The 26,658-nt window shown below is 61.6% G+C and carries 19 protein-coding genes; 5 read left to right on the forward strand and 14 right to left on the reverse strand.

Annotated elements, in window-relative coordinates; genetic code table 11:
• Positions 1-36 precede the first annotated feature (36 nt).
• Entirely contained in the window at positions 37-573 is a 537-nt protein-coding gene (locus AB7783_RS19020) for a cupin domain-containing protein (RefSeq protein ID WP_089266238.1), read from the reverse strand.
• 165 nt (positions 574-738) lie between these two features.
• On the opposite strand from AB7783_RS19020, the gene AB7783_RS19025 reads away from it, so the two are divergent.
• The 3 genes from AB7783_RS19025 (at position 739) to AB7783_RS19035 (ending at position 2,212) form a co-directional block, all read left to right on the forward strand.
• Positions 739-954, forward strand: a complete 216-nt coding sequence (locus AB7783_RS19025; RefSeq protein ID WP_089265843.1) for a CsbD family protein — start codon at positions 739-741, stop codon at positions 952-954.
• Between the two features lie 240 nt (positions 955-1,194).
• Complete coding sequence (trhO, locus tag AB7783_RS19030) at positions 1,195-1,992, forward strand: oxygen-dependent tRNA uridine(34) hydroxylase TrhO (RefSeq protein WP_441278488.1); 798 nt, start codon at positions 1,195-1,197, stop codon at positions 1,990-1,992.
• Positions 1,985-2,212, forward strand: coding sequence for a SlyX family protein (locus AB7783_RS19035; protein ID WP_439084003.1), 228 nt, complete (start codon positions 1,985-1,987; stop codon positions 2,210-2,212). The genes trhO and AB7783_RS19035 overlap by 8 nt, the downstream gene beginning before the upstream one ends.
• A gap of 215 nt (positions 2,213-2,427) precedes the next feature.
• Here the strand turns inward: AB7783_RS19035 and AB7783_RS19040 are convergent, their stop codons facing one another.
• A complete protein-coding gene (locus tag AB7783_RS19040; protein ID WP_441278489.1) occupies positions 2,428-3,966 on the reverse strand; it encodes a class I adenylate-forming enzyme family protein in 1,539 nt (512 codons plus the stop codon).
• 149 nt (positions 3,967-4,115) lie between these two features.
• Complete coding sequence (locus tag AB7783_RS19045) at positions 4,116-4,721, reverse strand: nuclear transport factor 2 family protein (RefSeq protein WP_441278490.1); 606 nt, start codon at positions 4,719-4,721, stop codon at positions 4,116-4,118.
• 83 nt (positions 4,722-4,804) lie between these two features.
• Between AB7783_RS19045 and AB7783_RS19050 the strand changes: the two genes are divergently transcribed.
• On the forward strand, positions 4,805-6,904 hold the full coding sequence (locus AB7783_RS19050) for a S9 family peptidase (RefSeq protein ID WP_441230702.1): 2,100 nt from the start codon (positions 4,805-4,807) through the stop codon (positions 6,902-6,904).
• A gap of 127 nt (positions 6,905-7,031) precedes the next feature.
• Here AB7783_RS19050 and hemC read toward each other — a convergent pair whose 3' ends face one another.
• The 5 genes from hemC to AB7783_RS19075 all read right to left on the reverse strand — a co-directional run bounded on the left by hemC (position 7,032) and on the right by AB7783_RS19075 (position 11,695).
• Positions 7,032-8,015, reverse strand: coding sequence for a hydroxymethylbilane synthase (gene hemC, locus AB7783_RS19055; protein WP_441230703.1), 984 nt, complete (start codon positions 8,013-8,015; stop codon positions 7,032-7,034).
• Positions 8,016-8,124: 109 nt separating this feature from the next.
• Complete coding sequence (gene mctP / locus AB7783_RS19060; RefSeq protein WP_441278491.1) at positions 8,125-9,612, reverse strand: monocarboxylate uptake permease MctP; 1,488 nt, start codon at positions 9,610-9,612, stop codon at positions 8,125-8,127.
• Positions 9,602-9,787 (reverse strand): DUF3311 domain-containing protein, encoded by a 186-nt coding sequence (locus AB7783_RS19065; RefSeq protein WP_093757178.1) that lies wholly within the window; start codon positions 9,785-9,787, stop codon positions 9,602-9,604. The genes mctP and AB7783_RS19065 overlap by 11 nt, the downstream gene beginning before the upstream one ends.
• A 220-nt stretch (positions 9,788-10,007) precedes the next feature.
• Complete coding sequence (locus tag AB7783_RS19070) at positions 10,008-11,120, reverse strand: NADH:flavin oxidoreductase/NADH oxidase (protein WP_441278492.1); 1,113 nt, start codon at positions 11,118-11,120, stop codon at positions 10,008-10,010.
• Between the two features lie 260 nt (positions 11,121-11,380).
• Positions 11,381-11,695, reverse strand: coding sequence for a hypothetical protein (locus AB7783_RS19075; RefSeq protein ID WP_089265834.1), 315 nt, complete (start codon positions 11,693-11,695; stop codon positions 11,381-11,383).
• Positions 11,696-12,085: 390 nt separating this feature from the next.
• Between AB7783_RS19075 and AB7783_RS19080 the strand changes: the two genes are divergently transcribed.
• Complete coding sequence (locus tag AB7783_RS19080; protein WP_441278493.1) at positions 12,086-13,888, forward strand: carbamoyltransferase family protein; 1,803 nt, start codon at positions 12,086-12,088, stop codon at positions 13,886-13,888.
• A 108-nt stretch (positions 13,889-13,996) separates the two neighbouring features.
• Here the strand turns inward: AB7783_RS19080 and AB7783_RS19085 are convergent, their stop codons facing one another.
• The 6 genes from AB7783_RS19085 to AB7783_RS19110 form a co-directional block, all read right to left on the reverse strand.
• On the reverse strand, positions 13,997-15,676 hold the full coding sequence (locus AB7783_RS19085) for a methyl-accepting chemotaxis protein (RefSeq protein ID WP_441278494.1): 1,680 nt from the start codon (positions 15,674-15,676) through the stop codon (positions 13,997-13,999).
• A gap of 284 nt (positions 15,677-15,960) precedes the next feature.
• Positions 15,961-17,652, reverse strand: coding sequence for a methyl-accepting chemotaxis protein (locus AB7783_RS19090; protein WP_441278495.1), 1,692 nt, complete (start codon positions 17,650-17,652; stop codon positions 15,961-15,963).
• Between the two features lie 54 nt (positions 17,653-17,706).
• The gene (locus AB7783_RS19095) at positions 17,707-19,467 is read right to left on the reverse strand and encodes a methyl-accepting chemotaxis protein (protein ID WP_441278496.1); all 1,761 of its coding nucleotides are present in this window, start codon (positions 19,465-19,467) and stop codon (positions 17,707-17,709) included.
• A 529-nt stretch (positions 19,468-19,996) separates the two neighbouring features.
• Positions 19,997-21,997, reverse strand: a complete 2,001-nt coding sequence (locus AB7783_RS19100; RefSeq protein WP_441278497.1) for a methyl-accepting chemotaxis protein — start codon at positions 21,995-21,997, stop codon at positions 19,997-19,999.
• A gap of 281 nt (positions 21,998-22,278) precedes the next feature.
• Positions 22,279-24,282, reverse strand: coding sequence for a methyl-accepting chemotaxis protein (locus AB7783_RS19105; protein ID WP_441278498.1), 2,004 nt, complete (start codon positions 24,280-24,282; stop codon positions 22,279-22,281).
• A gap of 88 nt (positions 24,283-24,370) precedes the next feature.
• The gene (locus AB7783_RS19110; RefSeq protein WP_441278499.1) at positions 24,371-26,401 is read right to left on the reverse strand and encodes a methyl-accepting chemotaxis protein; all 2,031 of its coding nucleotides are present in this window, start codon (positions 26,399-26,401) and stop codon (positions 24,371-24,373) included.
• Positions 26,402-26,658 lie beyond the last annotated feature (257 nt).

Below are 26,658 nucleotides of genomic sequence, written 5' to 3' on the forward strand. Positions count from 1 at the left end.
GCGACCTCTCCCCGCAAGCGGGGCGAGGTAAGATAACTATTTCTTCACCGCCCCATCGGGATGCGTAGGATCGACCCACAACACCGTCTCCGGCTTCTCCACCGGCTCGATATCGATATTGATAGCGACCGCCTCGCCGTCGCTGCGCACCAGCACGCATTCCAGCACTTCGTCGGCACTCGCATTGATTTCCTGATGCGGCACGTAAGGCGGAACGAAGATGAAATCGCCGGGACCGGCCTCCGCGGTAAACTGCAGGCGATCGCCCCAGCGCATCCGAGCCTTACCCTTTACCACATAGATGACGCTTTCGAGATGGCCGTGATGATGCGCACCGGTCTTGGCATCCGGCTGGATCGACACGGTGCCGGCCCAAAGTTTCTGCGCGCCGACGCGCGCGAAATTGATAGCCGCCGCACGGTCCATGCCTTTGGTCGATGGCACGTTGGTATCGAGATTGTCGGCGGGAATGACGCGAATGCCGTCGTGCTTCCAGCGATCTGGATCATGGTCGTGAGAATGATCATGCGCGTGATCGTGCGGATGAGTGTGATCGTGGCCGTGACCGGACATTTCAATGCCTTCTTGAGTTCCGAAGAAATGCTGCCACCGCATGCGGCATCACGCCCCCGGGAGTGAGGAACATTCAATTGAGCTGGCAATTGTCTCTGCGAAGCTCAAGCAGCGCGTATCGAGAATGGTCTCGGAACTGCGTCTGCTACATGACAGGAGTATCCCATGGGTGCCACCGCAGACAAGATCAAGGGAACCGCAAACGAAGCCATCGGCAAGGCCAAGCAGGGCATCGGTGAAGCGACCGGCTCTGACCGCCTGCAGGGCGAAGGCCTGATCCAGGAAGGCAAGGGCCACGCGCAGAAGGCCGTCGGCGATGCCAAGCAGGCTGCCAAGGACGCCGCCGACAAGGCGTCGGATTTTGCGAACCGCAAACTTTAACCAATTCCAACCGGCGGAGTTTTGACTCCTCCGTCGGTCGCAGGTGACGCTGCAAAAGAAGCCGGTCCCGTAAGGGGCCGGTTTTTTGCGTTCTGGCACTACGCGTTGCGCTGGTTTCGCCGGGTATGACATAGGTCAATACCTGCGCAGGGGAGCATCCGGCCCAAAGCCCTGATGGCAACGATATTTCGGCCAGTTCCCGGACTTCCCCCTCGCGGGTCCGGCTGGTAAACCCCCGCCATGTTCAAGGTCGCCGCCCTCTATCAATTCGCCGCGCTGCCGGATTTTCGGCAATTGCGCGAGCCGCTGCGCGCACTCTGCGTCAATCTCGGCATCAAAGGCTCGATCCTGCTGGCCGACGAGGGCATCAACGGCACCGTGGCCGGGACAGACGCCGCCATCGATGCGCTGGTGCACGAACTTGAGACCGGCGTGATGTTCAGCGGCCGACTGAACCATCTGGAGCTGAAATTCTCCCGCGCCAGCTTGATGCCGTTCCTGCACATGAAGGTGCGGTTGAAAAAGGAGATCGTCACCCTCGGCGATCCCCAGACGGATCCGACCAAGACGGTTGGCACCTATGTGGACGCCGCCGACTGGAACGATCTCATCGCTAACGGGAACATGCTGGTGCTCGATACGCGCAACGCGTTCGAAGTGGCGATGGGCACGTTCGAGGGCGCGGTCGATCCGGAGATCGCAAGCTTCGGCCAGTTCAAGGATTTCGTGGCGCGTACGCTGGATCCCGCCAAGCACACGAAAATCGCGATGTTCTGCACCGGCGGCATCCGCTGCGAGAAGGCGAGTTCGTATCTGCTCTCGCGCGGTTTCGCCGACGTCTATCATCTCAAGGGCGGCATCCTGAAATATCTCGAGGAGATCCCTGAGGCCGAGAGCCGCTGGCGCGGCGAATGCTTCGTGTTTGACCAGCGCGTCGCGCTCGGTCATGGCCTCGTCGAAAGCCAGTCGATCAAGCCTGACTTGCCGATCAATTCGGAAGATTTTGCGATGCTGCGGGAGAGCGCATCCGATGAGTGAGACCGCAAACGACCTGACAGGCTTGCGCGAACGTATCGACGCACTCGAAGCCCGCGTCGCCTATCAGGACGACACGATCGAAACGCTGAATGCGACGATCACCGCTCAGTGGAAACAGATCGACATGCTGACGCGGCAGGTCGCCACGCTCGGCGAGCGGCTGCAGGAAGCCGAAAGCAACAGCGGTGCGCCGCGGAATGAACCTCCACCGCATTATTGAAGATTATTGGTAGTCAAGTGCAGTGGCCGCGGAGTCCCTCCCCCGCTCTTGCGTGGGGAGGGTGGCCGGCCGCCAGGCCGGTCGGGTGGGGGTCGCGCCACATACAGAGCTACGCTTGTTGCACCCCACCCGTCACATCGATCGCTTCGCTCTCGATGCGCCACCCTCCCCACTGCGCGCGGCTACGCCGCGCTTGAGGGAGGGAAAGCGGCGCGCTACGCCGACAAATCCGCCGCCAGCTTGCGGTCTCGCAACTCCCGCTTCAGCACCTTGCCGATGGCGCTGCGCGGCAACACATCGACCAGCACGACATCGTTGAGTCGCTGGAACTTGCCGACACGCTCATTTGTCCAAGCCTTCAGCCCCGGCGCATCGACTGAGGCACCTGCCTTCATCACCACGAAGGCGACCGGTGTCTCACCCCACTCTTCCGACGGCATGGCCACGACAGCGGCTTCGAGCACGTCGTCGTGTTTCGTCAGCACGGCTTCGAGATCGCTCGGATAGATGTTGAAACCGCCAGAAATGATCATGTCCTTCTTGCGGTCCATCAGCTGCAGAAAGCCGTCTTCGTCAAAGCGCCCGACATCGCCGGTGCGGACATAGCGCTTTCCGGAAGCGTCGTGCCAGAACGTCTCGGCGGTCTTGCCGGGCTGGTTGAGATAGCCCTGCATGATGACGGGCGAATGCCCGACCACTTCGCCAATCTCGCCTTGGGCAACGAAATTGCCATCCTCGTCAATCAGGCGGATCTCATGATCTGGCGCTGGCTGGCCGACGGTGTGCAGCTTGGTCGGGTGTTCATGCGCAAGCAACACGCAGGTGCCGCCACCCTCGGTCATCCCGTAATATTCGGTCAGCCCGCCCGGCCAGCGTTTCAACACATCGGCCTTCAGCGCGCCGCCGAATGGCGCCGAGGTCGAGAACTTCATCACAAAAGACCTGAGATCGAAACTGTCGAAATCTTCGACGGCCATGATGCGGCGATACTGCACCGGCACCAGCATCGCATGGGTCGCACGATGTCTGGCGCTGAGTTCAAGGAAGCCTCGCGCATCAAACTTCTTCATCAGCACCAGGGTGCCGCCACCGGCGAGTGTCGGATTGAAACAGACCAGCGTGGTGTTAGAATAGAGCGGCGTCGACAGCACGGTGACCGCATCCGGCCCGTAGCCGAGCGGATCGAGCTGGCCATATTGCCGCCAGCGCATCCAGCAGGTGTGGATGATGCCTTTCGGCGTACCGGTCGTGCCCGAGGAATAGATGATATTGAAGACCCATTCCGGATCGATGGTCACCGGAGCCGGCTTCGTGCCTTCGGGCACAAGCCACTGCGTGAAGGACTTGCCGGCCTTGCCGCCGTCGAGCGCGACGCGCTGGACCGAGGGATCGATCGCAGCATCCGCAAAGGAGGCCGCCGTCGCGTCGTCCATGAACAGGATTTTTGCGGCCGCATCCTTCACCATTGCGGCGAAATCCGTGGGTGTCGATGACGGCGCCAGCGGCGCCACCGCCACACCGACGCGCAACGCACCAAGAAACACCGCTGCATATTCGATCGACGACAGCGCACATATGGAGATCACATCGCGCGGCTTGAGGCCGCTGGCCTGCAGCGATGCAGCGATACGGTCGATCAGCGCATCGAAGGCGGCGTAATCGATCTGGCGATCGGCATCGATCACGGCGATCTTGGTCGGCTTGGACGCGGCGGTGTTACGGACCAGTGCATCGAGGGTGATGAAGTCGGGCATGTTGTTTCTCCCAGTCTTTTTTGTTCTTTATCAACTATCCACGTCATTGCGAGGAGCGGAGCGACAAAGCAATCCAGAAAGCGACAAGGAAAGACTGGATTGCTTCGTCGCCAAGAGGCTCCTCGCAATGAGGGCTGAGGGTAAGGCGGCTACCGATCCAGCTTTTCGCCGTTCAGCCATTTCTTCCCACTGGCATAAAGCGCCTCCACCGCGTCGCCGCGCAGCCCGGGCATGTCTGGCTTGATCTGATAACCGATCTGGCTCTGCATATAAGCGAGATGGCGATAGCCCTCGGGGAAGCTCGCGAGCAGATCCGTATCGAGCTTCAGCGGCGCACCGGGTACGACGGGATCCATGCGGTCCTTTTCATAAATCGGCTGGCGCAGCACCATGCCCCATTTGCCGTCACGCTTTTCGAGGAAATCATAGAAGCGTCCGGTCAGCATCACGTCGACATTGACGCCGTGCACCAGCGCGCGCTGGGCAATGGTCATCTTGGTCTGCGAAATTGCGCGGTTGCCAGCGAGATCGATCGATTGCGCGCCGAGGAAATGCATGATCGAGACGCCCTTGGCCCAGCCAGCCTTGCTCATGGCGATGAACTCGTCGGCCGTGCCCTGGGTCCAGGTGGCCACCATACGGCCATCGTCAAACCAGACAGTGCGAAAGCGATCCCAGTCGCCGGCATCGCGCCAGACTACCCAGTTTTCAATCAGATCGCGGATGGCAAGGCGGTCGATAATCTCTATATCCATGGAATATCCAATATGCGGGGCAGGCGCCGATGCGCGCGTGTTCCGTAATCATATCCGATCAGGCTTCCGCGAAAAGAGCGTTCATGACAAAGCAGACATCCTCCATGCCCGCGCCGGTTGCGCCGCGTCATCCGCATTCCTCCACGACCCACGGCATCACTGTGACCGATGACTATGCCTGGCTGAAGGATGCCAAATGGCAGGAGGTGTTGCGCGATCCCAGCGTGCTGGAGCCGGAGATCCGCACCTATCTGGAGGCCGAGAACGCCTATACCGAGAGCCTGCTCGGCGGCACGGCGGCGCTGCAGACCAAGTTGGTTGCGGAAATGCGCGGCCGCATCAAGGAAGACGATTCCAGCGTCCCGTCGCCGGATGGCCCTTATGCTTATTTGCGGAAATTCCGCGAGGGCGGCCAGCATGAATTATTCGGCCGCATGCCGCGGGATGGCGGCGAGGCCACCATCGTTCTCGATGGCGACAGGCTTGCCGCCGACCACAAATATTTCAAGTTCGGCGGCGCCCGCCATTCACCTGATCACGCGCTGGAAGCCTGGAGTGCCGACGTCAAGGGCTCGGAATATTTCACCATCCGCGTGCGTGACTGGGCCACCGGCAGTGATCTCGACGACGTGGTCGAGGAGACCGATGGCGGCGTGGTGTGGACGCTCGATTGCAAGTCCTTCTTCTATGTGAAGCTCGACGACAATCATCGTCCGATGCAGGTCTGGCTGCACAGGCTGGGCACCAGACAGGCGGACGACAGGCTGATATTCGAGGAGCAGGATTCCGGCTGGTTCACCCATATCCATGAAAGCGCCAGCGGCCGCTTCTGCGTCATCGCCGGCGGCGATCATGAGACCTCCGAGCAGCAACTGATCGATCTCGCCACGCCAGACGCGCCGCCGCGACTCGTGGCGAAGCGCGAAGACGGCGTGCAATATTCGCTGGCCGATCGCGGCGACGAGCTGTTCATCCTGACCAATGCCGATGGCGCCATCGACTTCAAGATCGTCACCGCACCGCTGGCTTCGCCCGCGCGCGGCAACTGGACGGACCTGATCCCATATCGCGAGGGCATCTATGTCCTCGACATGGATCTCACTGCCGGCCATCTCGTCCGTCTGGAGCGTGCCAATGCGCTGCCGTCGATCGTGATTCGCGATCTCACCACCAAGGACGAACACGCCATCGCCTTCGACGAAGCCGCCTATTCGCTCGACACCATGGGCGGCTACGAATTCGATACGACCACGCTTCGCTTTGCCTATTCCTCGATGACGACGCCGTCGGAAGTCTATGATTACGACATGGCGACGCGCGAACGGACGTTGCGCAAGCGTCAGGAGATCCCGTCCGGCCACAACCCCGCTGACTATCTCACCACGCGCATCATGGCCAAGGCCCATGACGGCGCCGAAGTCCCGGTGTCGATCCTGCATCGCAAGGACCTGGCACGGGACGGCAAGGCGCCGCTGCTGCTCTATGGCTATGGTTCCTACGGCATGGCGATGCCTGCGTCGTTCTCCGCCAACCGGCTGTCGCTGGTCGATCGCGGTTTCGTCTATGCCATCGCGCATATCCGCGGCGGCGCCGACAAGGGCTGGGGCTGGTATCTCGACGGCAAGCGCGACAAGAAGACGAACTCATTCGATGATTTCGCGGCCGCTGCGCGTGCGCTGATATCAGCGAAATATACATCCGAGAAAAACATCGTTGGCCATGGCGGCAGCGCCGGCGGCATGCTGATGGGCGCCGTCGCCAATCGCTCCGGCGAGCTATTCTCCGGCATCGTTGCCGAAGTGCCATTCGTCGATGTGCTCAACACCATGCTCGACGACACGCTGCCACTGACGCCGCCGGAATGGCCCGAATGGGGCAACCCGATCGAGAGCGAAGCCGACTTCAAGACCATCCTGTCCTACTCGCCCTATGACCAGGTCGCGGCGAAAGCCTATCCGAAGATTCTGGCGATGGGTGGCCTCACCGATCCACGCGTCACCTATTGGGAGCCGGCGAAATGGATCGCACGGCTGCGCGCGACGATGACGGGTGGCGGGCCGGTGCTGCTGCGGACGAATATGGGCGCCGGTCACGGTGGCGCGTCCGGGCGTTTCAACCGGCTGGATGAGATCGCGATCGTCTATGCGTTCGCACTGTGGTCGGTGGGGATGGCGGAGAGCTAGTCGCCACACACTCCGTCATGGCCGGGCCTGACCCGGCCATCCAACTTCACTGTCGTACATCAAAGGATGGGTGCCCGGGTCAAGCCCGGGCATGACGTGGAGAGGGCAAAGTGTCGTATCGAACGGCCTAGTGCTCCGGCCGATTGGCCTCGATCAGCGCGCCGGCGCCCTTGTCGAGCAGCTCCAGCCCGACAGCCCGCCCAAGCTCGCGCGGACGATCCGCCGGCCCTATGCGCGTTACCTCAATGAACTGCCCGCCGGCTTCATCCAACACCGATGCGGTCAGCGACATCTCGTGCCCTGAGATCACCGAATAACCGGCGATCGGCGAATTGCAGTGGCCGTTCAGCACCCAAAGCACCTCGCGCTCGGCATCGCAGGACAGATGCGCCGCAGGGTCGTCGATCAGCGATAGATAGCGCCGCGTGCCCCAATCATGCGCCGCGCATTCGACTGCGACGATGCCCTGTCCCACGGCCGGCAACATTTCCTGCGGCGTGAAATCACGTGCGATGCGGCTCGCCAATCCAACGCGCTCGAGACCCGAGCGCGCCATGATCAGCGCGTCGGCGGGGCCGACCTCGTCGCCATCAGGCAGCCGCTGCATCTCGCCATTGTCGAGTTTGCGCACGCGCGTATCGGCAGCCCCGCGGAAATGGATCACCTCAATCTCGGGAAACAGGCGGCGGATATAGGCGGCACGGCGTACGGCATTGGTGCCGATCTTGAAGCCTTTGCCATGCGTGCGCTTGAGATCGTCGAGGCTAACGCCTTCGCGCAGCACCAGTGCATCGGTCGGCGGATCGCGCACCAGCGTGGCGCCGATCACGAGACCCGGCGTGTCTTCATTGCCGGGCATGTCCTTCAGCGAATGCATCGCCGCATGCAGCGTACCCTTGAGCACGGCCGCGCGAATTTCGCCGACGAAAGCGCCGCCCTTGCCGCCATGCTTCAGGAGATTGCTGGTCTGGTCACGGTCGCCGACCGGCTCGAATTTCACGATCTCGACGGCCAGTTCCGGCGCGACAACCGCAAGCCGGCGCGCGATCTCTTCGGTCTGGGCCAGCGCCATGGTGCTTTTGCGCGTGCCGATGCGCATCGATTCAGTCACTCAGGCAAGCTCCATCCGGCGGTCCCGCACAGGGATGGCGGGCATTCGCGCGGACAATAAAGCCAGCGCGCGCCGGAAACAATGCGCGCGCGGGCTTTACGGGGGGCCCTTACGTGCTCGCCGCCTCGGCCGTTGCCACCGGCTTCGGCACCACGAGATTGACCAGCATTGCCACCACGATATTCGCGACGAGGGCAATCAGACCGACATAGACCGTCGCCTGGAAGCTGCCGATCGACAGCATGTGCAGCGGCTTGAGACCATCCGTCCAGGCCAGATATGTGCCCCCGAACAGGCCGACCACCCATCCGGTCAGCAACGCCGGCGCGGTGAACCAGCGGGTGAACAGGCCGAAGATCAAGGCCGGCAGCGTCTGCAGGATCCACAGGCCTCCGAGAAGCTGCAGGTCGAGCGCGAACTGCGTCGGCAGATAGATGATCACCAGCAGCGCGCCAACCTTCACCACCAGCGACGCGATCTTGGCAACGGCTGCTTCGCCCGCCGTATCGACCTGCGGATTGACATAGGCCTTCCAGAAATTGCGGGTAAAGAGATTGGCAGCACCAATGCTCATCACCGCTGCCGGGACCAGCGCGCCGATGGCAATCGCCGCAAAAGCGAAGCCTGCGAACCAGCTCGGAAACAGCGTCTGGAACAGCGCCGGTACCACGTCATTATTGCTGGCGAGCTTCAACTTGGCGGCGTGGCCCATGTAGCCGAGCAGCGCCAGCAGGCCGAGCATCAGCGTATAGGCCGGCAACAGTACGGCGTTCTTGCGGATGGTCGTGGCGCTCTTGCTGGCGAAAATGCCCGTGAGAGTATGCGGATACATGAAGGCTGCGAGCGCCGAACCGAGTGCCAGCGTGGCATAGGCGACATACTGGCTGGGCTGCAGCAGGATGCTGCCCGAGCCCTTGGCCTTGAATGCCTGATCGGCGGCGTCGAACACTGCGGCATAGCCGCCGAGCTTGCCGGGGATCACTGACACTGCCGCGATGACGGCGATATAGATCATGATATCCTTGACGAAGGCGATCAGCGCCGGGGCACGCAGGCCCGACGAGTAGGTGTAGAGCGCCAGCACGACAAAGGCCGCGATCAGCGGAAGTTCGCCTTCGAAACCAAGCGCCTTCACAGCCGTGGCCATACCGATCAGCTGCAGCGCGATATAGGGCATGGTGGCGACGACACCGGTGATGGCGACTGCTGCTTCCAGCATGCGTGAACCATAGCGGCCATGCACAACGTCGGCGGCAGTGACATGACCGTTGTCCTTGGCGACCTGCCACAGCCTCGGCATCACCATGAACACGATGGGATAGACCAGGATCGTGTAAGGCAGCGCGAAGAAGCCGTAAGCACCGACCGAATAGACCAGTGCCGGCACGGCGATCACCGTATAGGCGGTATAGAAATCGCCGCCGACCAGAAACCAGGTGATCCAGGTGCCGAACTGGCGGCCACCAAGGCCCCATTCGTCGAGACTGGCCAGCGTTTTCGGGCGGCGCCACTTCGAGGCGACGAAGCCCATCACGGTGACGAGCGCGAAGAAGAACAGAAAGACCGCAACGGCGGGAATATCGAGCTCAGTCTTCATTGGCGTAAGTCCGGTAAGCGAGCCAGGTCAGAAAGGCGGTCATCGGCACCCAGGCGAGCTGGTACCAGTAGAAGAACGGAAAGCCGAACAGCACCGGATCATGAAAATTGTAGAACGGGACCCAGAGCAGGCCGACGAAGGGGATCAGCAGAAGCCATAAGAAATGGCGGGCCATGGCGGGGCTCCTCTCGACAGGCGGGCAGCGCCGGATGCCACGATTATTTTACGGCGCAGAATTTTGCGCTGTGTAGGTGCGACATTCTGTCATGTAAACACGATGCTGCCGCAGGGCTGCCATTCGCGGAGTGGACGCGGAGCAAAGACAAACACCCACACATCGCACCCGGCTTGCGGGACAATGTGTGGGTGTTGAAAGTGAGGTACCTTGAAGTGGCTCAGCGGCCGCCGAACGTCGTATCGCCGAACAGCGCCTTTTGCGTCGATGGCTGCGAGCGCCAGTATTGCGGCGGCGCCTGTACCTGACCGCCGAGCTGCGCCGCCGCGTGCCACGGCCAGCGCGGGTCGTAGAGAATGCCACGTGCGATGGCGACCAGATCGGCCTTGCCGGAGGCCACGATGTCTTCAGCCTGCTGCGCTTCGGTGATCAACCCCACCGCAATCGTCGGCAGTCCCGTCGCCGCTTTCACGGCTTCAGCGAACGGCACCTGATAACCCGGCCCCAGCGCGATCTTCTGCTGCGGCGAGACACCGCCGGACGAAACATCCATCCAGTCAACGCCGCGTTTCTTGAGCTCTTGCGCGAACACAATGGTCTGCTCGACATCCCAACCGCCCTCGACCCAGTCCGACGCCGAGACCCGGACGCCAACCGGCTTGTGGGCCGGAAACGCTGCGCGCACAGCGTCGAATACTTCGAGCGGAAAGCGCATGCGATTTTCCAGCGAACCACCATAATTGTCCGTGCGCTGGTTGGAGATCGGTGAAAGAAACTCGTGCAGCAGATAGCCATGTGCACCGTGGATCTCGAGCGCATCGATGCCGAGCCGCTCGGCGCGCTTCGCCGTGGCCACGAAGGCATCGCGGATGCGCTTGAGGCCGGCAACGTCGATCTCCTGCGGCGCCAGTTCGCCGGGTTTCTGCGGAATGGCCGAGGGCGCCTGGGCGACCCAGCCGCCTTTGTCGAGCGGGACCTGCTGGCCGCCATCCCATGGGGCGTGGCTCGACGCCTTACGGCCTGCGTGGGCGATCTGCATGCCAACGGCAATGTTCGAATGCTTGCGGATTGCCGCCAGCACCGGCTTCAACGCGGCTTCGGTCGCGTCATTATAGAGGCCGAGATCGCCGGGTGTGATGCGGCCGATGGCTTCCACGGCGGTCGCTTCGATCACCAGCATTGCGGCGCCCGACAGGGCCATATTGCCGAGATGGATCATGTGCCAGTCGGTCGCCCGGCCATCTTCGGCAGAATACTGGCACATCGGCGCAATGACGATGCGGTTTGGCAGCGTGAGGTCGCGCAGCTTGAAGGGAGAGAACAGGGCACTCATGAAGGTTCCAGGGTGGGAGGACCGAATTGCCATGCGCGGGCGCGCAAGCTTGCCATGCCGACATTGGAATTTGGATGAGAAAACACAAGATGGCATGCCAAAAGCGACCTCAGCATTGTGCAAGGAGGGTAGCTTTCGACAAATCATTCCCGAAGGAGAGGCCCGTTTCCTGGAGAAAGGCGAGCCTGGAAAGCAAAAGGCGCCCCGGTTACCCGGCGCGCCTCTCTATCTCGTTCATTCAGCGCCGTGGCGCTTATGACTTAGTACGGGCAGACCACCCGGCCCCAGCGACGGCTGAAATAGCAGCCCGGCGCCACGAAGCGCGGTCCACCGTAGAAGCCATAGCCGCGACCATAGCCACGACCGCCGCCACGATAGAAGCCGCCACCGCGTCCACGGCCCCAACCGCCGCCGCCACGACCGCGACCACCGCCACGGGCCTCGGCCGAGGTGCTGCTCGTGGTGAGCAACACCGTGGATGCGCCGATCAGACCAACACAGTAGACAGACACAAGCGCCATCGCTGCCAGGCAGCGGGTCACGATATTGTGGCGCGTCGTTTTGGTTTGAGCCATTCTTAGGAACTCCCATTCTGCAGAAGCACGGCTTTAGAATGCTTCCGGCCTCGAATCGTTCAGTGAGCAATTCTTGATTCACACAGGTGCTGAAACCAGAATAGTAATATGGCCATCACAAGGCGTGCACGCACGAACAACTTTACAATAGGGTCAAGCTCGAACGCCGGTCAAGTTGCCGGCAACGCTGTCACTACGAACGAATGCGCACCTTCACGCGGTCACCTCGCTTTTGACCTCCTGCGTTCATCTTCTCTTCATATTGCCTCGCACTATGCTGATCGCTGCACCTCGCAACTGCGAATATGCGGTCAGCCCCACCCGCCGCGTCTGCATTAGCAGCTCGATCCCATCATTCGTCCCTTCCCGCGAATTGTCAGAAGCTGATTCATGTCCAAACCCAGCTACATCCTCGGTCTCAACACCTACGATCACGACGTCAGCGCCTGCCTGCTGCGCAACGGCGCGCTGGCCTATGCGATCGAGAAGGAGCGGATTACCCGCGAGAAACACGCGACGGGGTTCTACAAGGAAGTGATCGACTACGTCCTCGACGCCGAAGGCATCACGCTGGGCGACGTCGACGTGGTGGTGAGCAATTGCTACATCCTGCCGGTTCCGGAGATGGAAGACCGCCTGATCTATCAGGACATGCCGGGCTTCCTGCCCGAATATGAACGGCAGGACGCCAGCGTCCATCCGCTGTTTCGGGCGCGCACCGGCAAGGTCAAAACGATCTCGCATCATCTGGCGCACGCCTATAGCGCGTTTGCCGTCTGCCCCTTCGAAGAGGGGGCGATCATGATCGTCGACGGCGTCGGCAGCTATCGCTCCGATGTGATGGAGGTCTATCCCGGCGACGAGCCGGGCTCGAAGCTCGCCCGGGAATCCGAGAGCTACTACACGTTCAAGGGCACGCAGCTCGATTGCCTCAAGAAAGTCTGGATGGAGCCGGACCGCGGCTTCCTCAGCGATGAATTCTACAACATGCCAGGCCTCGGGGCGCTTTATAGCCGGGCCTCGACCTATGTGTTCGGCGACTGGAACAAATGCGGCGAGCTGATGGGGCTGGCGCCCTATGGCCGCCGCGACCAGGTCAAGCCGCTGATGGATATCACCGACAATGTCCTCAGCGTGCCGCGCTGGACCCCCGAATACAACCAGCCCTATATCGCCGACAGCGACGGCAAGTGGGACACCCATCCGTCCATGCGGCACTGGGAGGATCTCGCCTGGCGCGTGCAGGACGACACCGAGAAGGTGCTGCTCGCCCGCGCGCGCTGGCTGCGCGAAACGACCGGCGCAAAGAACCTCTGCATCGCCGGCGGCGTCGCGCTCAATTGCGTCGCCAATGGCCGCATCGCCCGCGAAGCCGGCTTCGAAAATGTCTGGATCCAGCCCGCTGCCGGCGACAACGGCATCGCCATCGGCTGCGCCTATTACGGCCTGTTGGAGGTACAGAAGCAGCCGCGCTCCTATGTGATGACGCATTCCTACACGGGAAAGACTTACACCGATCGCGACGTCGAGACAGCGACCCAGCGCACACTCGTCAAGGCGCAGACCAGCGCGGTGCGCAGCGACAATATCTGCCGCGATACGGCCAAGCTGCTCGCCGACCAGAAAGTGATCGGCTGGTTTCAGGGTCGCTCGGAATACGGCCCCCGCGCGCTCGGCAATCGCAGCATCATCGCCGATCCGCGCCGACCGGAGATGAAGGACATCCTTAATTCACGCGTGAAACATCGTCAGCCGTTCCGGCCATTCGCGCCGATTGTGCTCGCCGAGCGCGCCAGAGAGATTTTCGAAGGCGATCAGGATTCGCCGTTTATGCTGATCGCCGCCCCGGTGCGCCCCGAATGGCGCGAGAAGATTCCGGCCATTGTGCACATCGATGGAACGGCGCGCATCCAGACCGTCACGGAAGACACCAATCCGGTGCTCTATCGGCTGCTGAAGGAATTCGATGCGCTCACCGGCGTGCCGGTGCTGCTCAACACGTCGTTCAACGTGAAGGGCGAGCCGATCGTCGAGACTCCGCGCGACGCCATGGCGTGTTTCATCAATACCGGCATCGACCACCTGATCCTGCACGATACGCTGGTGTCCAAGACATCGGCGCATCGTTTCGTCGCCCCGCTGGTGCGCACCTATATGGACATCGCGGGACTGGTGTCGGCGAGTACGAGATAGAACGCTCGACATCCGCAGGGCGGGCAAAAGCGCAGCGTGCCCGCCACCATCATCGAAAGCGCTGCGGTGGGCACGGCGCAAGAGCGCCTTTGCCCACCCTACAAGCCATCAGGCTGCCCGCACCGCGTTCAGGAACTTGCTGACTTCATCCTTCAATCGCGTACTGTCCGAGGACAGCGATTGCGCCGCAGCGAGAACCTGAGTCGAGGCAGATCCAGTCTCTGTCGCACCACGCTGCACATCAACGATGTTCGACGAGACCTGCATCGTGCCCTGCGCCGCCTGCTGGACATTGCGGGAAATCTCCTGCGTCGCGGCACCCTGCTCTTCCACCGCAGAAGCGATGGTCGAGGCGATCTCCGACATGCGGCCGATCGTGTCGCCAATCTCCTTGATAGCGCCAACCGATTCCTGCGTCGCCGCTTGGATGCCGGAAATCTGCGTCGAGATCTCGCCAGTCGCCTTGGCAGTCTGCTCAGCGAGGGCCTTCACTTCGGAAGCCACGACCGCGAAACCGCGACCGGCTTCGCCGGCACGCGCTGCTTCGATGGTGGCGTTAAGCGCCAGCAGGTTTGTCTGGCCTGCGATGTTGTTGATCAGCTCGACCACATCGCCGATGCGCGATGCAGCGCTGGCGAGCTCGCCGACGCGATCATTGGTCTTGCGCGCCTGATCGACCGCCTGCCCTGCGATTGCAGCCGACTCCTGAACCTGACGGCTGATCTCGTTGACCGACGAGGCCATTTCCTCGGTTGCCGATGCCACTGACTGAACATTGGTAGATGCTTCTTCGGAGGCTGCGGCAACCGTCGTGGTCAATTCCTGCGAACGTTCCGCCGTGGCGGTCAGCGTACCTGCCGAGGCTTCCAGTTCGGTCGATGCCGACGACACCGTCTCGACGATCTCGCCGATCATCGATTCGAAGTTGCGGGTGATGCTGTCGACGCGGCGGCCACGCTCGATCTTGGCTTCTGCATCGGCCGCTGCAGCTTCATCCGCCGCGCGCTTGTCGATCAGCGCCTGCTTGAACACCTGCAGCGAATCCGCCATCGTACCGATTTCGGTCTTCTCGCCCTGATGCGGAACATTTGCTGACAGATCTCCTGTACCAAGCGCCTGCATCGGCAGCACGATCGACGTAATACCGGCGGAGACATCGCGCACCAGCAAGATAGCCGCACCGACGCCGACAACAACCGCAAACAAGAGCGAACCGATCACCATCTTGATGGCGACCCCAAAGCTGTCCGTCGCCAGTTCTCCGGTCGCCAAAGCTCCCTTGTTGTTGAGCTCGACATCCTTCTGCAGAGCTTCATCCGCCTTGAAGCCAATCTGGTTGACCTTCACGTTCATATCTCGCGCTTCATCACGTGCGGTCTTGCGCGACAATGCAAGAACCGGCTGCAATGCGACGATATATTCGCTCCAGAGCTTGCTGAATTCGTTGTACATCGCGCGTTCCTCAGGCGACGAAATCATCGGCTCATAGCTCTTGCGCGCCTTGTCGAGCATCTCGGCGTAACGCACCAGCGTGTCGTCCTGGACCTTCGTATCTGCGGCATCGGTCGCAAGCAGATGTCCACGAACCACCGAACGATAGCTGATCGTTGCAGCGCGGACTTCACCCAGAGCGCGCACGCTCGGCAGCCAGCTCGTGACGATGTCGGATGTCGCTCCGTTGATGGTGTACATCTGCTTGATGGCCAGCGCGCCCATTGCAGACATGGCGAGCAGCAGGAACGAGACGACAAGAGTGATCTTGGTGCGGATGGACAGGCTGGCAAACATAGGTGATAGTCCCTCGGTTTTTGACCGTTGGCGCGCAACTGCACGAATGGCATTTTCTGGGTTTTAAGACACGGCATGCATTGGAGCTGCCGACCGAGCGTCGATAGCTTTCAACGATCTCGTGATCGAGATTGTCCGGATAAAGTTAAGGAGCGGTGCATCATGACTGCTTCTTGCGCATGGCTTCTTGAGTGAACGTAGCGCACGCGCATAACAACACTATCGCGCAAGAAAGCCGACGCTCACGCGCCGGCTTTTACGTTGTACACTTGTGTTAAAGCCCGTCAGGCAGCGCGCACCGAGTTCAAGAACTTGCCCACTTCATTCTTGAGACGTGTGCTGTCCGATGACAGCGACCGCGCGGCCGAAAGCACCTGCGACGACGCAGAGCCGGTCTCGGACGCTCCACGCTGCACGTCGGTGATGTTCGACGAGACCTGCATGGTACCCTGTGCCGCCTGCTGGACGTTACGCGAAATCTCCTGCGTCGCGGCACCCTGCTCTTCCACCGCCGATGCGATGGTCGAGGCAATCTCGGACATCCGGCCGATGGTGTCGCCGATTTCCTTGATGGCGCCGACCGATTCCTGCGTCGCCGCCTGGATACCAGAAATTTGCGTCGAAATCTCGCCGGTCGCCTTGGCGGTCTGCTCGGCCAATGCCTTTACTTCGGAAGCCACGACCGCGAAGCCCCGGCCCGCTTCACCGGCACGCGCCGCCTCGATGGTTGCGTTGAGCGCCAGCAGGTTTGTCTGGCCGGCGATATTGTTGATGAGCTCGACGACGTCCCCGATGCGGGACGCAGCACTGGCGAGTTCGCTGACGCGATCATTGGTACGCCGCGCCTGGTCGACCGCCTGATTGGCGATGCTCGCCGACTCCTGCACCTGTCGGCTGATCTCGTTGACCGACGAGGCCATTTCTTCAGTGGCCGATGCCACCGACTGGACGTTGGTGGAAGCTTCTTCAGACGCTGCCGCCACTGTGGTGGCCAGGTCCTGGGAACGTTCGGCCGTCGCGGTCAGCGTGCTCGCAGAGGCCTCGAGTTCGGTCGATGCCGACGATACGGTCTCCACGATCTCGCCAATCATCGATTCGAATTCGCGGGTGATATTGTCAACGCGGCGACCACGCTCGATCTTGGCTTCGGCGTCGGCAGAGGCAGCTTCATCTGCCGCGCGTTTGTCGATCAACGCCTGCTTGAACACCTGAAGCGTGTCGGCCATCGCGCCGATCTCGGTCTTTTCACCCTGATGCGCCACATGCGCCGTGAGGTCGCCGGCGCTCAGCGCCTGCATCGGTTGCACGATCGAAGCGATACCCGACGACACGTCCTTGACCAGATAAATGCCGACACCGATGCCGATGACCGCCGTCGCTGCAATGATCGCGATGACCGTCGTCAGCGCCGAACCATAGCTGTCATCGGCCTTCTGTCCCGATGCCGCCGCGCCCTTGTCGTTGAATTCGATGGCCTTGCGCAGGGCAAAATCGGCTTTGGATCCCAGCGGATTGATCACATTCAGATTGAGCTCATGGGCTTCCTGACTGCCTTTGCCGAGATTCTTGCGATCGAGGACAAAGATTTCCTGGCTGCGTAATACGTAGTTATCCCACTCCTTGCTCCAGTCGTTGAAGATTGCGCGCTCTTCGGGGCTCGATACCAACTTGTCATAGGCAGTCCGCTCATCGGCGGCCCGCTTGACGATGGTGTCGATACCAGCCTCGGTCTTCTGCATCTGGTCAGCATTGGCTGCGAGGATGTGTGCGCGCACCAGATTGCGATAATCGATGGTCGTCGCCCGCAGCCCGCCGAGAACACGGACGCTTGGAAGCCAGTTTTTCTGAATGTCCGACGCATTGGCGTTAATCGTCTGCATCTTGCTGACAGCAAGCGCCCCCATCCCCGTCATTGCGATTAACAGAAAAGCGATAACGATGGTGATCTTGGCTTTGATAGAGATGTTCGGGAGCATGGCTGGACGTCCTGTTATCGCTCGATAGAATGATCAGTTCTGGTCCCGCACGGCCTAGGCCGCGCGAACAGAGTTGAGGAACCGCGCGACTTCGACCTTTAGCCGCGCGCCGTCCGACGACAGCGACTGTGCTGCCGAGAGGACCTGCGACGACGCCGACCCGGTCTCGCTGGCGCCGCGCTGCACATCCGTAATGTTGGACGAGACCTGCTGGGTGCCATGCGCGGCTTGCTGCACGTTACGGGAAATCTCCTGGGTGGCGGCACCCTGCTCTTCGACGGCCGAAGCAATCGTGGACGAAATTTCCGACATCCGGCCGATGGTGACGCCGATCTCGCGGATGGCACTGACCGATTCGTCCGTGGCGGACTGGATGCTGCCGATCTGCGTGCTGATCTCGCCGGTCGCCTTGGCGGTCTGTTCCGCGAGCGTCTTCACCTCTGCCGCCACCACGGCGAAGCCACGGCCCGCTTCACCGGCACGGGCGGCTTCGATGGTCGCATTGAGCGCCAGAAGGTTGGTCTGCCCCGCGATGCTATTGATCAGCTCGACCACGTCGCCGATACGGCTGGCCGCCTTGGATAGCTCGCCGACACGGTCGTTGGTCTTCTGGGCCTGCTGTACGGCCTCGCTGGCGATACGCGCAGATTCCTGAACCTGGCGGCTGATCTCGTTTACCGATGACGCCATTTCCTCGGTCGCCGATGCCACGGATTGGACGTTCGTCGAAGCCTCTTCCGAAGCGGCTGCCACCATAGTGGTCAAATGCTGCGAACGCTCGGCAGACGACGTCAGCGTGCCGGCCGACGCTTCGAGCTCGGTCGATGCCGACGACACTGTTTCAACGATCTCACCGACCGCGCTCTCAAAATTGTTCGCCAGCGTGATCATCTCGCGCTTGCGCTGCTCGGCGGCGACCTGCTCCTGCTGCTTTTGAGCGTCGGCTTCGGCGCGGGCGCGCTCCTGTGCCTTGACCTTGAACTTCTCCACGGCGCCAGCGACGTCGCCGATCTCGTCCTTGCGGCCCAAGCCCGGCAACACCACGCCGAAATTGCCCTCGGCGAGTTCTTCCATCGAACGGCTCAGCGCGCGCATCGGACGCCCGATGGTGAACACCGAGAACACGCAGGTCCCGATCAGCATCAGGGCGACCACACCACCGAGAATCAGCGAGTCTCGCTCGGTCGCAGCGGCCTCGTTCGCCGCAGCGGTCGTCTGCTGCTCGACCTTCTCCTTAGCCAGATTGACGATCGTATCAGCCAGCTTGTCGAGTTCTGCACTCATGGGTAGCAGCACGTCGGTGCGGAGCTTCACGATCTCCGCGCCCAGTGTGGTGATGCGCGCGGAGGCATCCGCAGACAATTCGCCAGCTTCGTTGCGCGTCGCCTGCAGATTCAAGATATCTGTGCGGATTACACCGATCTTGTCGCCGCCCTTACCGAGGGTCGTCATCATGTCGAGGAATTTGCCGATGCGTTCGCGCTCGTCCGGTGCGGTCGCAAGCTTGAGCATCTGAGCCGAAAATTTAAGGCCGGCGGTAGTACGCGCCGTGAAATAGTCGGCGGCCTTCTGGACATCGGCCACTTTCGTTGCCCCGAGGAAGTCTCGCACGCCGATCTGCATGCCGCGGAACGAGGCCTTGGCCTCGGCAGCGTTCTGCGCAATGCCCTGATAGACGCCGGCCGTCTGATATGACTGGCGAACGCCTGCGCTTCCCATCGTCTGCATATAGATCATGACACCGAGGAGAATAATGCCGAGCCCGGACGCAATCGCGAGCTTCGTGCCAATGCGCAGATTCTGGATGAAGGCCATGACAGTCCCTGGGAATGAAGCGGCAGAAAAATGAGTCGGGTCGTCCTTCGCCGGACGGAGTCCGGCGTCGCGTGAAATGGTCGAATGCTAAGCGGTTGTCATTTTTGGCGCAGCCCGGCGGCAATCCGACGGGCACGCGAAGCTTGGCGTGAGCCGATCCTGAACGAGAAGCGTCATCGGCTCATATGAGCGGGTGATACGTTCGATGATCGATCAAATCACCTGCTCATGGGCAGGAACCTACCACCGCGCTTCTGACACAAACGTTAACGCGCCGATGATGCCATCACTCAAATTGAGCCGGTACCGCAATGGTCGTCGAGCAATTCGGACTTTTCAGACAGTGATGGAGTTCGAGTTCAGGCATCAGAGGTTCTGAATTAACGATCTAAAATTGCAATCTCATCATGCGATACCCTGCACGGGATATTTCGAGGCCCTGAATTCTCTCGGAGCATACAGCGGCTTGAGTGGCGGTGTGCGGAGAACGCACCGTTACTCAAGCCAGTGAATTGCGATGTTGGAGAACTCAGGCCGCGCGGACCGAGTTCAGGAAGCGACTGACTTCATGCTTCAGACGGTTGCTATCTGACGAGAGCGACTGCGCTGCCGACAGCACCTGAGACGACGCGCCGCCGGTCTCGCTCGCGCCGCGCTGCACGTCGATGATGTTGGACGAGACCTGCATCGTGCCTTGCGCAGCCTGCTGCACGTTACGGGAAATCTCCTGCGTCGCCGCGCCCTGCTCTTCGACAGCCGAAGCGATCGTGGACGCGATCTCCGACATCTTGCCGATGGTCGTGCCGATCTCGCGGATCGCCGAGACGGAATCATCGGTCGCAGTCTGGATGCTCGCGATCTGCTGGCTGATCTCGCCGGTGGCCTTGGCGGTCTGCTCGGCGAGCGCCTTCACCTCGGACGCGACCACTGCGAAGCCGCGGCCGGCGTCTCCGGCACGCGCAGCCTCGATGGTGGCGTTGAGCGCCAGCAGGTTGGTCTGCCCCGCAATGGTGTTGATCAGCTCGACCACCGCGCCAATGCGGCCGGCAGCTTTCGACAGTTCGCCGACGCGATCATTGGTCTTCTGAGCCTGGTCCACGGCCTCATTGGCAATACGTGCGGATTCCTGGACCTGACGGCCGATCTCGGTGATGGACGACGCCATTTCCTCGGTGGCGGACGCCACCGACTGCACGTTGGTGGAGGCTTCTTCCGATGCCGTCGCGACGACCGTGGTGAGCTGCTGCGACCGATCCGCTGTCGACGTCAGCGTGCTGGCCGAGGCTTCCAATTCGGTCGACGCGGACGACACCGCCTCGACTATTTCACCGACCGTACCTTCGAAATCGTCGGCGAGCCGGATCATGTCCTGCTTGCGTTGCAAGGCCGCCGCCTGATCCTGCGTGATCCGTGCCTCGGCTTCCGCCTGGGCTTTCTCTTCCGCCTTGACCTTGAAGGTCTCGACAGCCTGCGCCATGTCGCCGACCTCGTCCTTGCGGCCGAGCCCCGGCAGCACCACGCCGAAATTACCCTCGGCGAGCTGCTTCATGCCCGCCGTCAGACCCGACAGCGGCCCGATGATTCCGCGCGCGATCAGGAACGCAATCAGCAGACCGGTGATGGTTGCCGTGCCGGCCACGATCTGCTGCAGCGTGATCGTACCGGAAATGCGCTGCTCGTTGGCTGTCGTCGCGCTCACGACCTCCTGCTGGATCGTGGTCTTGATGCCGTCGGTCTTGCGGATGGCGCTGACCACCATCGGCGTGATCGCGTTGTAATAGAGTTGATCCATCTTCAGCAGGTTGTTGGACGCCTTATCGAACACGCTGGAATAGCTGACCAGGCCTTTCTTGATCGATTCGAACAGCGCTGAAAGACTCGGTGCCATATCAAATTTTTCCATCTCCGCGATCTGTTGCTGCGCGTTCTTCACGCTGCTGGCAAACAACGTCACATTGTCCTGGTCTCGACCTGCAAAGAATCGCCAGTTCGCCATCTGAACCAACAGAGTTTCGGATTGCAGGGTGGTCGCCCCTTGTGCGAATGGCGAGCTACGCGTCGCGAGCACGAGCTTCTTCAAGTCGGCCTGAAGCTTTTCACCCTCAGCAAGCAGCGCCTTGCGGCTGGCGAGCATCTCCTTGACGGTGTTGCCGAGATCGACTCGCTTGCTCTTCAAATCGTTGATCGTCTTTTCGACTTCGCGATAGACTCCGCGACGCTCCTCCGAGCTCGCTTTGATCGTCTCCTCGAGCACACCACCGACCTGAGTCAGCAGCTTTTCGGCTTCAGCGAATGACGCCTCGTCCTGATCGAATGTATAGCGCAGCATCGCGCGGCGAAGTGCCTGGAGTTCCGCCGAAATCTCCATCGAGCGCATCGCATTGGCGGACTGGGCATTCATCGCCGAGACGTCGTCACGAATTTCCGTGAGCTTCCATACGGCGAAACCCGCCATGCCCAACCCGAACAGCACGAGCGCACCGAAGCCCCCATACAGCCTGCCACGGATGCGGAGATTGAATAGCGACATGCGACATGCCCTTCTTGGGAGAACCACTGACAGCCAACCTTGCACGTCGCGAATCGCACCCGCAACGCAAGAGGCAATCTCGAATCCGATCATCGTCAGGTTGCGAGAACTTCAGGTTAATTTCAGCCGCGCAAACGCTTTAAAGTGGAATGACTTTTTGTCGCGCGTGTCATCGTTTGACTCACCAAAACAAACAGCCCGGATGCGATGACGCATCCGGGCTGTTTGCGAGTTGTATTTTATTCGACAGGCGAACCCGCGTGATCGTGTGACGTTTTGTCCTATGCCGCGCGAACGGAATCCAGGAACTTGCCGACCTCGCGCTTCAACCGCGCGCTTTCGCCGGACAGCGATTGCGCAGCGGACAAGACCTGCGACGACGCTGAACCCGTGTTGCTCGCGCCGCGCTGCACATCCAGAATGTTCGAGCTCACCTGCATCGTGCCTTGCGCCGCCTGCTGAACGTTGCGCGAGATCTCCTGTGTCGCCGCACCCTGCTGCTCGACGGCCGATGCGATGGTCGACGCGATCTCCGACATGCGGCCGATGGTGTCCCCGATTTCCTTGATGGCGCCGACCGACTCTTCAGTCGCGGCCTGGATGCCGGAGATCTGGTGACTGATGTCGCCGGTTGCCCTGGCCGTCTGTTCGGCGAGCGCCTTTACTTCCGATGCAACGACCGCGAAGCCGCGACCGGCATCGCCGGCGCGCGCCGCTTCAATGGTGGCATTGAGCGCCAGCAGATTGGTCTGGCCGGCAATCGTGTTGATCAGCTCGACAACATCGCCGATCCGCGCGGCGGCCTTGGCAAGCTCAGCCACGCGATCATTGGTCTTGCGGGCCTGTGCCACCGCGGAGTTGGCGATATTGGCCGACTCCTGAACCTGACGGCTGATCTCGTTGACCGAGGACGACATCTCCTCGGTGGATGACGCCACCGCCTGCACATTGGTCGAGGCTTCGTCGGAGGCTGCGGCCACGATGGCGGTGAGCTGGCGGGATTGCTCGGCGGTCGCAGTCAGTCCGCCCGCCGATTCTTCGAGCTGGCTCGAAGCCGATGACACGTTCTCGACGATGTTGCCGACGGCGCCCTCGAAATCATCCGCGAGACGGATCATGTCCCGGCGGCGCTGAATCGCTGCCTGCTGGTCCTGCGTCAGCTGGGCTTCGGCTTCGGCGCGCGCCTTCTCCTCGGCTCGTACCTTGAAGGTCTCGACCGCACGCGCCATGTCGCCGACCTCGTCCTTGCGGGCGAGACCCGGCAGCACCACGCTGAAATCCCCGTCAGCGAGCCGCTTCATGCCAGCCGTCAGGCCCGACAGAGGACCAATAATGCCGCGCGCGATCAGGAAGGCGATTGCGAGACCGACCACAGTAGCGACGCCGGCCACGATCTGCTGCAGCATGCTCGTCGTCGACATGCGGTTGCTGGTTGCGGCGACGGTCTGCGACTGAACCTGCTGGATGTCGGATTTGATAGTCTCGACCTTGCCGATCGCTTTCACGACGGTCGGGCTGATCGACTTGTTGAAGATGCCGTCTGCCGTCTGCAGGCTGGCGGCAGCCTTCTCGAACTGGGCGGCGTAGCTCTTCAGGTTGCTGCGGATGGTGCCGAACAACGCGCTGAGCGTCGGCGGCATCTGCATCTTTTCCATTTCGCCAATCTGCTGCTCCGCGATGCGGACGTGATCCTTGAAAGATTCGATATGTTTCTCATCGCGGCTGACGAAGAAGCGCCAATTCGCAATCTGCACCATCAGCGTGTCGGATTCGAGCTTGGTCGAACCCTGGCCATACATGGTGTTGCGCGTGCTGATCACCAGCTTGCGCAGGCTGGATGACAGCTTGTCGCCGGCTTCCTGCAGCACTTCCCGGCCGGCGACCATCTGCTTGATGGCCTCGCCAAGCGCCTGGCGCTGCGCCTTCACGTCGGCGACGTCCTTCTCGATGGTGCGGTAGGCGGCGCGGCGCTCTTCCGAACGACTGGTCTTGATCACCGTGTCCAGGCTGGCGGTGACGCCGGCGAGACGCTTGTCGGCGTCCGCAAGCGCTGCTTCATCCTGATCGAACGAATAGCGCAACACGGCACCGCGGATCGCGTGCAGTTCGGAAGCGATCTCCGAGGCGCGGATCGTGTTGGCCGAAAGGATATTCAGGGAGTCGACCTGTGTTCCAACTTCCGTCATCTGCCAGACGGCAAATCCCGAACTGGCGAGACCAAACAGGACCAGCGCGCCGAAACCGCCATAGAGGCGACCGCGGATACGGAGATTGAACAGCGACATCATTGGCTTCCTAGGTAGGATCTGATCTGGCTTCGGCGACGGGCGCCGTCTTCGTTGTGGCTTCCCCCATCATGGGAGAAGCATGAATTTATGCGGCCCGGACGGAGTCCAGGAACTTGCCGACTTCGAGCTTGAGCCGTGCGCTTTCGCCGGACAGCGACTGCGCCGCGGACAGCACTTGCGTCGAAGCTGATCCGGTCGCGCTGGCGCCACGCTGTACATCGGTGATGTTCGACGTCACCTGCATCGTGCCCTGCGCTGCCTGCTGAACATTGCGCGAGATTTCCTGGGTTGCCGCGCCCTGCTGCTCGACGGCAGAGGCGATGGTCGAGGCGATCTCGGACATGCGGCCGATGGTGTCACCGATCTCCTTGATGGCGCCGACGGATTCCTGGGTCGCCGCCTGGATGCCGTTGATCTGGTGGCTGATGTCGCCCGTCGCCTTGGCGGTCTGTTCGGCCAGCGCCTTCACCTCGGACGCAACCACCGCAAAGCCGCGGCCCGCATCGCCGGCGCGCGCCGCTTCAATGGTGGCGTTGAGCGCCAGCAGGTTGGTCTGGCCGGCAATGGTATTGATGAGCTCGACGACATCGCCGATCCGGGCCGCGGCCTTGGCAAGCTCCGCCACGCGGTCATTGGTCTTGCGCGCCTGCGCCACGGCGGAGTTGGCGATATTCGCAGATTCCTGGACCTGCCGGCTGATCTCGTTGACCGACGACGACATCTCTTCGGTCGACGACGCAACCGCCTGCACATTGGTGGATGCCTCGTCCGATGCAGCAACGACTGCAGCGGTCAGCTCCTTGGCCTGTTCGGCCGTTGCCGTCAGCGCGCCCGCGGACTCCTCGAGTCTGTTCGACGCCGAGGAGACATTGTCGACGATATTGCCGACGGCGCGTTCGAACGTCCCGGCGAGCTCGACCATTTCGCGCTTGCGCGACGCCGCGGCCAGATTGTCCTGGTCGACGCGGGCCGACGCCTCGTCGCGTGCCTTCTGTTCGGCATTGGCGCGAATGACCGTAACGGTCTTGGCGATATCGCCGATTTCGTCGCCACGCTTGGCGCCGGGGATGACGACATCGAGATCGCCGGCCGCCATCTTGCCCATGGCGCCATTCAGGCGCGTCATCGGCCGTGCGACGCCGACAAAGGAGAACACCATGGTGCAGATCAGCACCAGCACGACCGCGAGGCCGAGCGCGAGATTGACCTGGCCGGATCGTGCCATTTCCTCGGCGGCCTGCGCCCGGGCCTCTCCAACCGCAGCCTTGGCCGACGAGACCGATTGCGCGACCAGTTGAGATGCCGCCGCAGCGGCGGGCGTGATTTTGGTGCGGACGATATCGGTCTTCTGGTCGTTACTGCCGATCGCTTCATCGGTGGCCGTCATGAATTTCTTCATGTCGGTGCCGAGCTGGATCAGGCCGCTCTGCACGAGCTCGCTGTCTTCGAACACGCTGGCCTTGGCCAGTGCGTCGGTCAGCACCTTGGCCCGGGTGATAATCTGACCCTTTTGCGTGACTTCATTCATCGACGCATAACGCCATGCGGCTGCCTGCACAGCGTTGATGGCATTGTCCGCGATCTTGAGCTGTCCATCGACTTCAGGCCAGTTCGTCGCCTCGGTCACGGCAGTGGTGAGGCGCAGCTGGTCGAGATGCCGGTTCCAGTCGATCACGGCGACGTTGCGGTTGCGATAGAGCTCGAGCAGTTTCTTCTGCAGACCGACGATCTCGTCGGCAGCGGCGAGATAGGTTGACGTCAGCGATTTAATCTTCGCGAAATTGTCCTTGTATTCCTGCCTGGTCGCCAGGGCGGACGCGGCATCGATGATGCGGTCCTGCGCAGCCTTGGCGGCCCTGATCTCGGCCGCGTTCTTGTCAATCTCGGGTGTCGTGATGGCCATGCGCAGGCCTTGACTGGCCACCTGCATGGCGCGCATCTGGCCGTCGGCCTCCATCGCGCTATCGGCGATTTTCTGCTGCACATCGGCCAGACGGTTGACCTCCGAGATCGCGCTCTCGGTCCTCATCTGGTTTGCGACGACGCCCGCCGAGAGCAAGATGCCAACGAGACCGGCAAGACCCAATTTGTTGCCGACACTGTTGATCTTGATCATGCGATGCACTTTCCGGAGAAGGGCCAAGTCAGGACGCACGCAAGCATGGCTCGCGCAGCCTCGGCTCGGGTCGTTGGAAGACGGTCAGAGAAGCATTGGGCAGAGGCTGAGAACGTGGCGTCGTGGAATTGTCCGTGAGGACAAAGACCCGATCGCTCCGGTGGAGTTCAATCAGCGGACCAATAGGCCCTCGCCCTCACGGTTGAAGGATACCACTCCATTTCTGACACATTCGTTAATTGCCCCGTCATGCAGCA

This window comes from Tardiphaga sp. 172_B4_N1_3 (assembly GCF_052076035.1).
Classification (GTDB): Bacteria; Pseudomonadota; Alphaproteobacteria; order Rhizobiales; family Xanthobacteraceae; genus Tardiphaga; species Tardiphaga robiniae.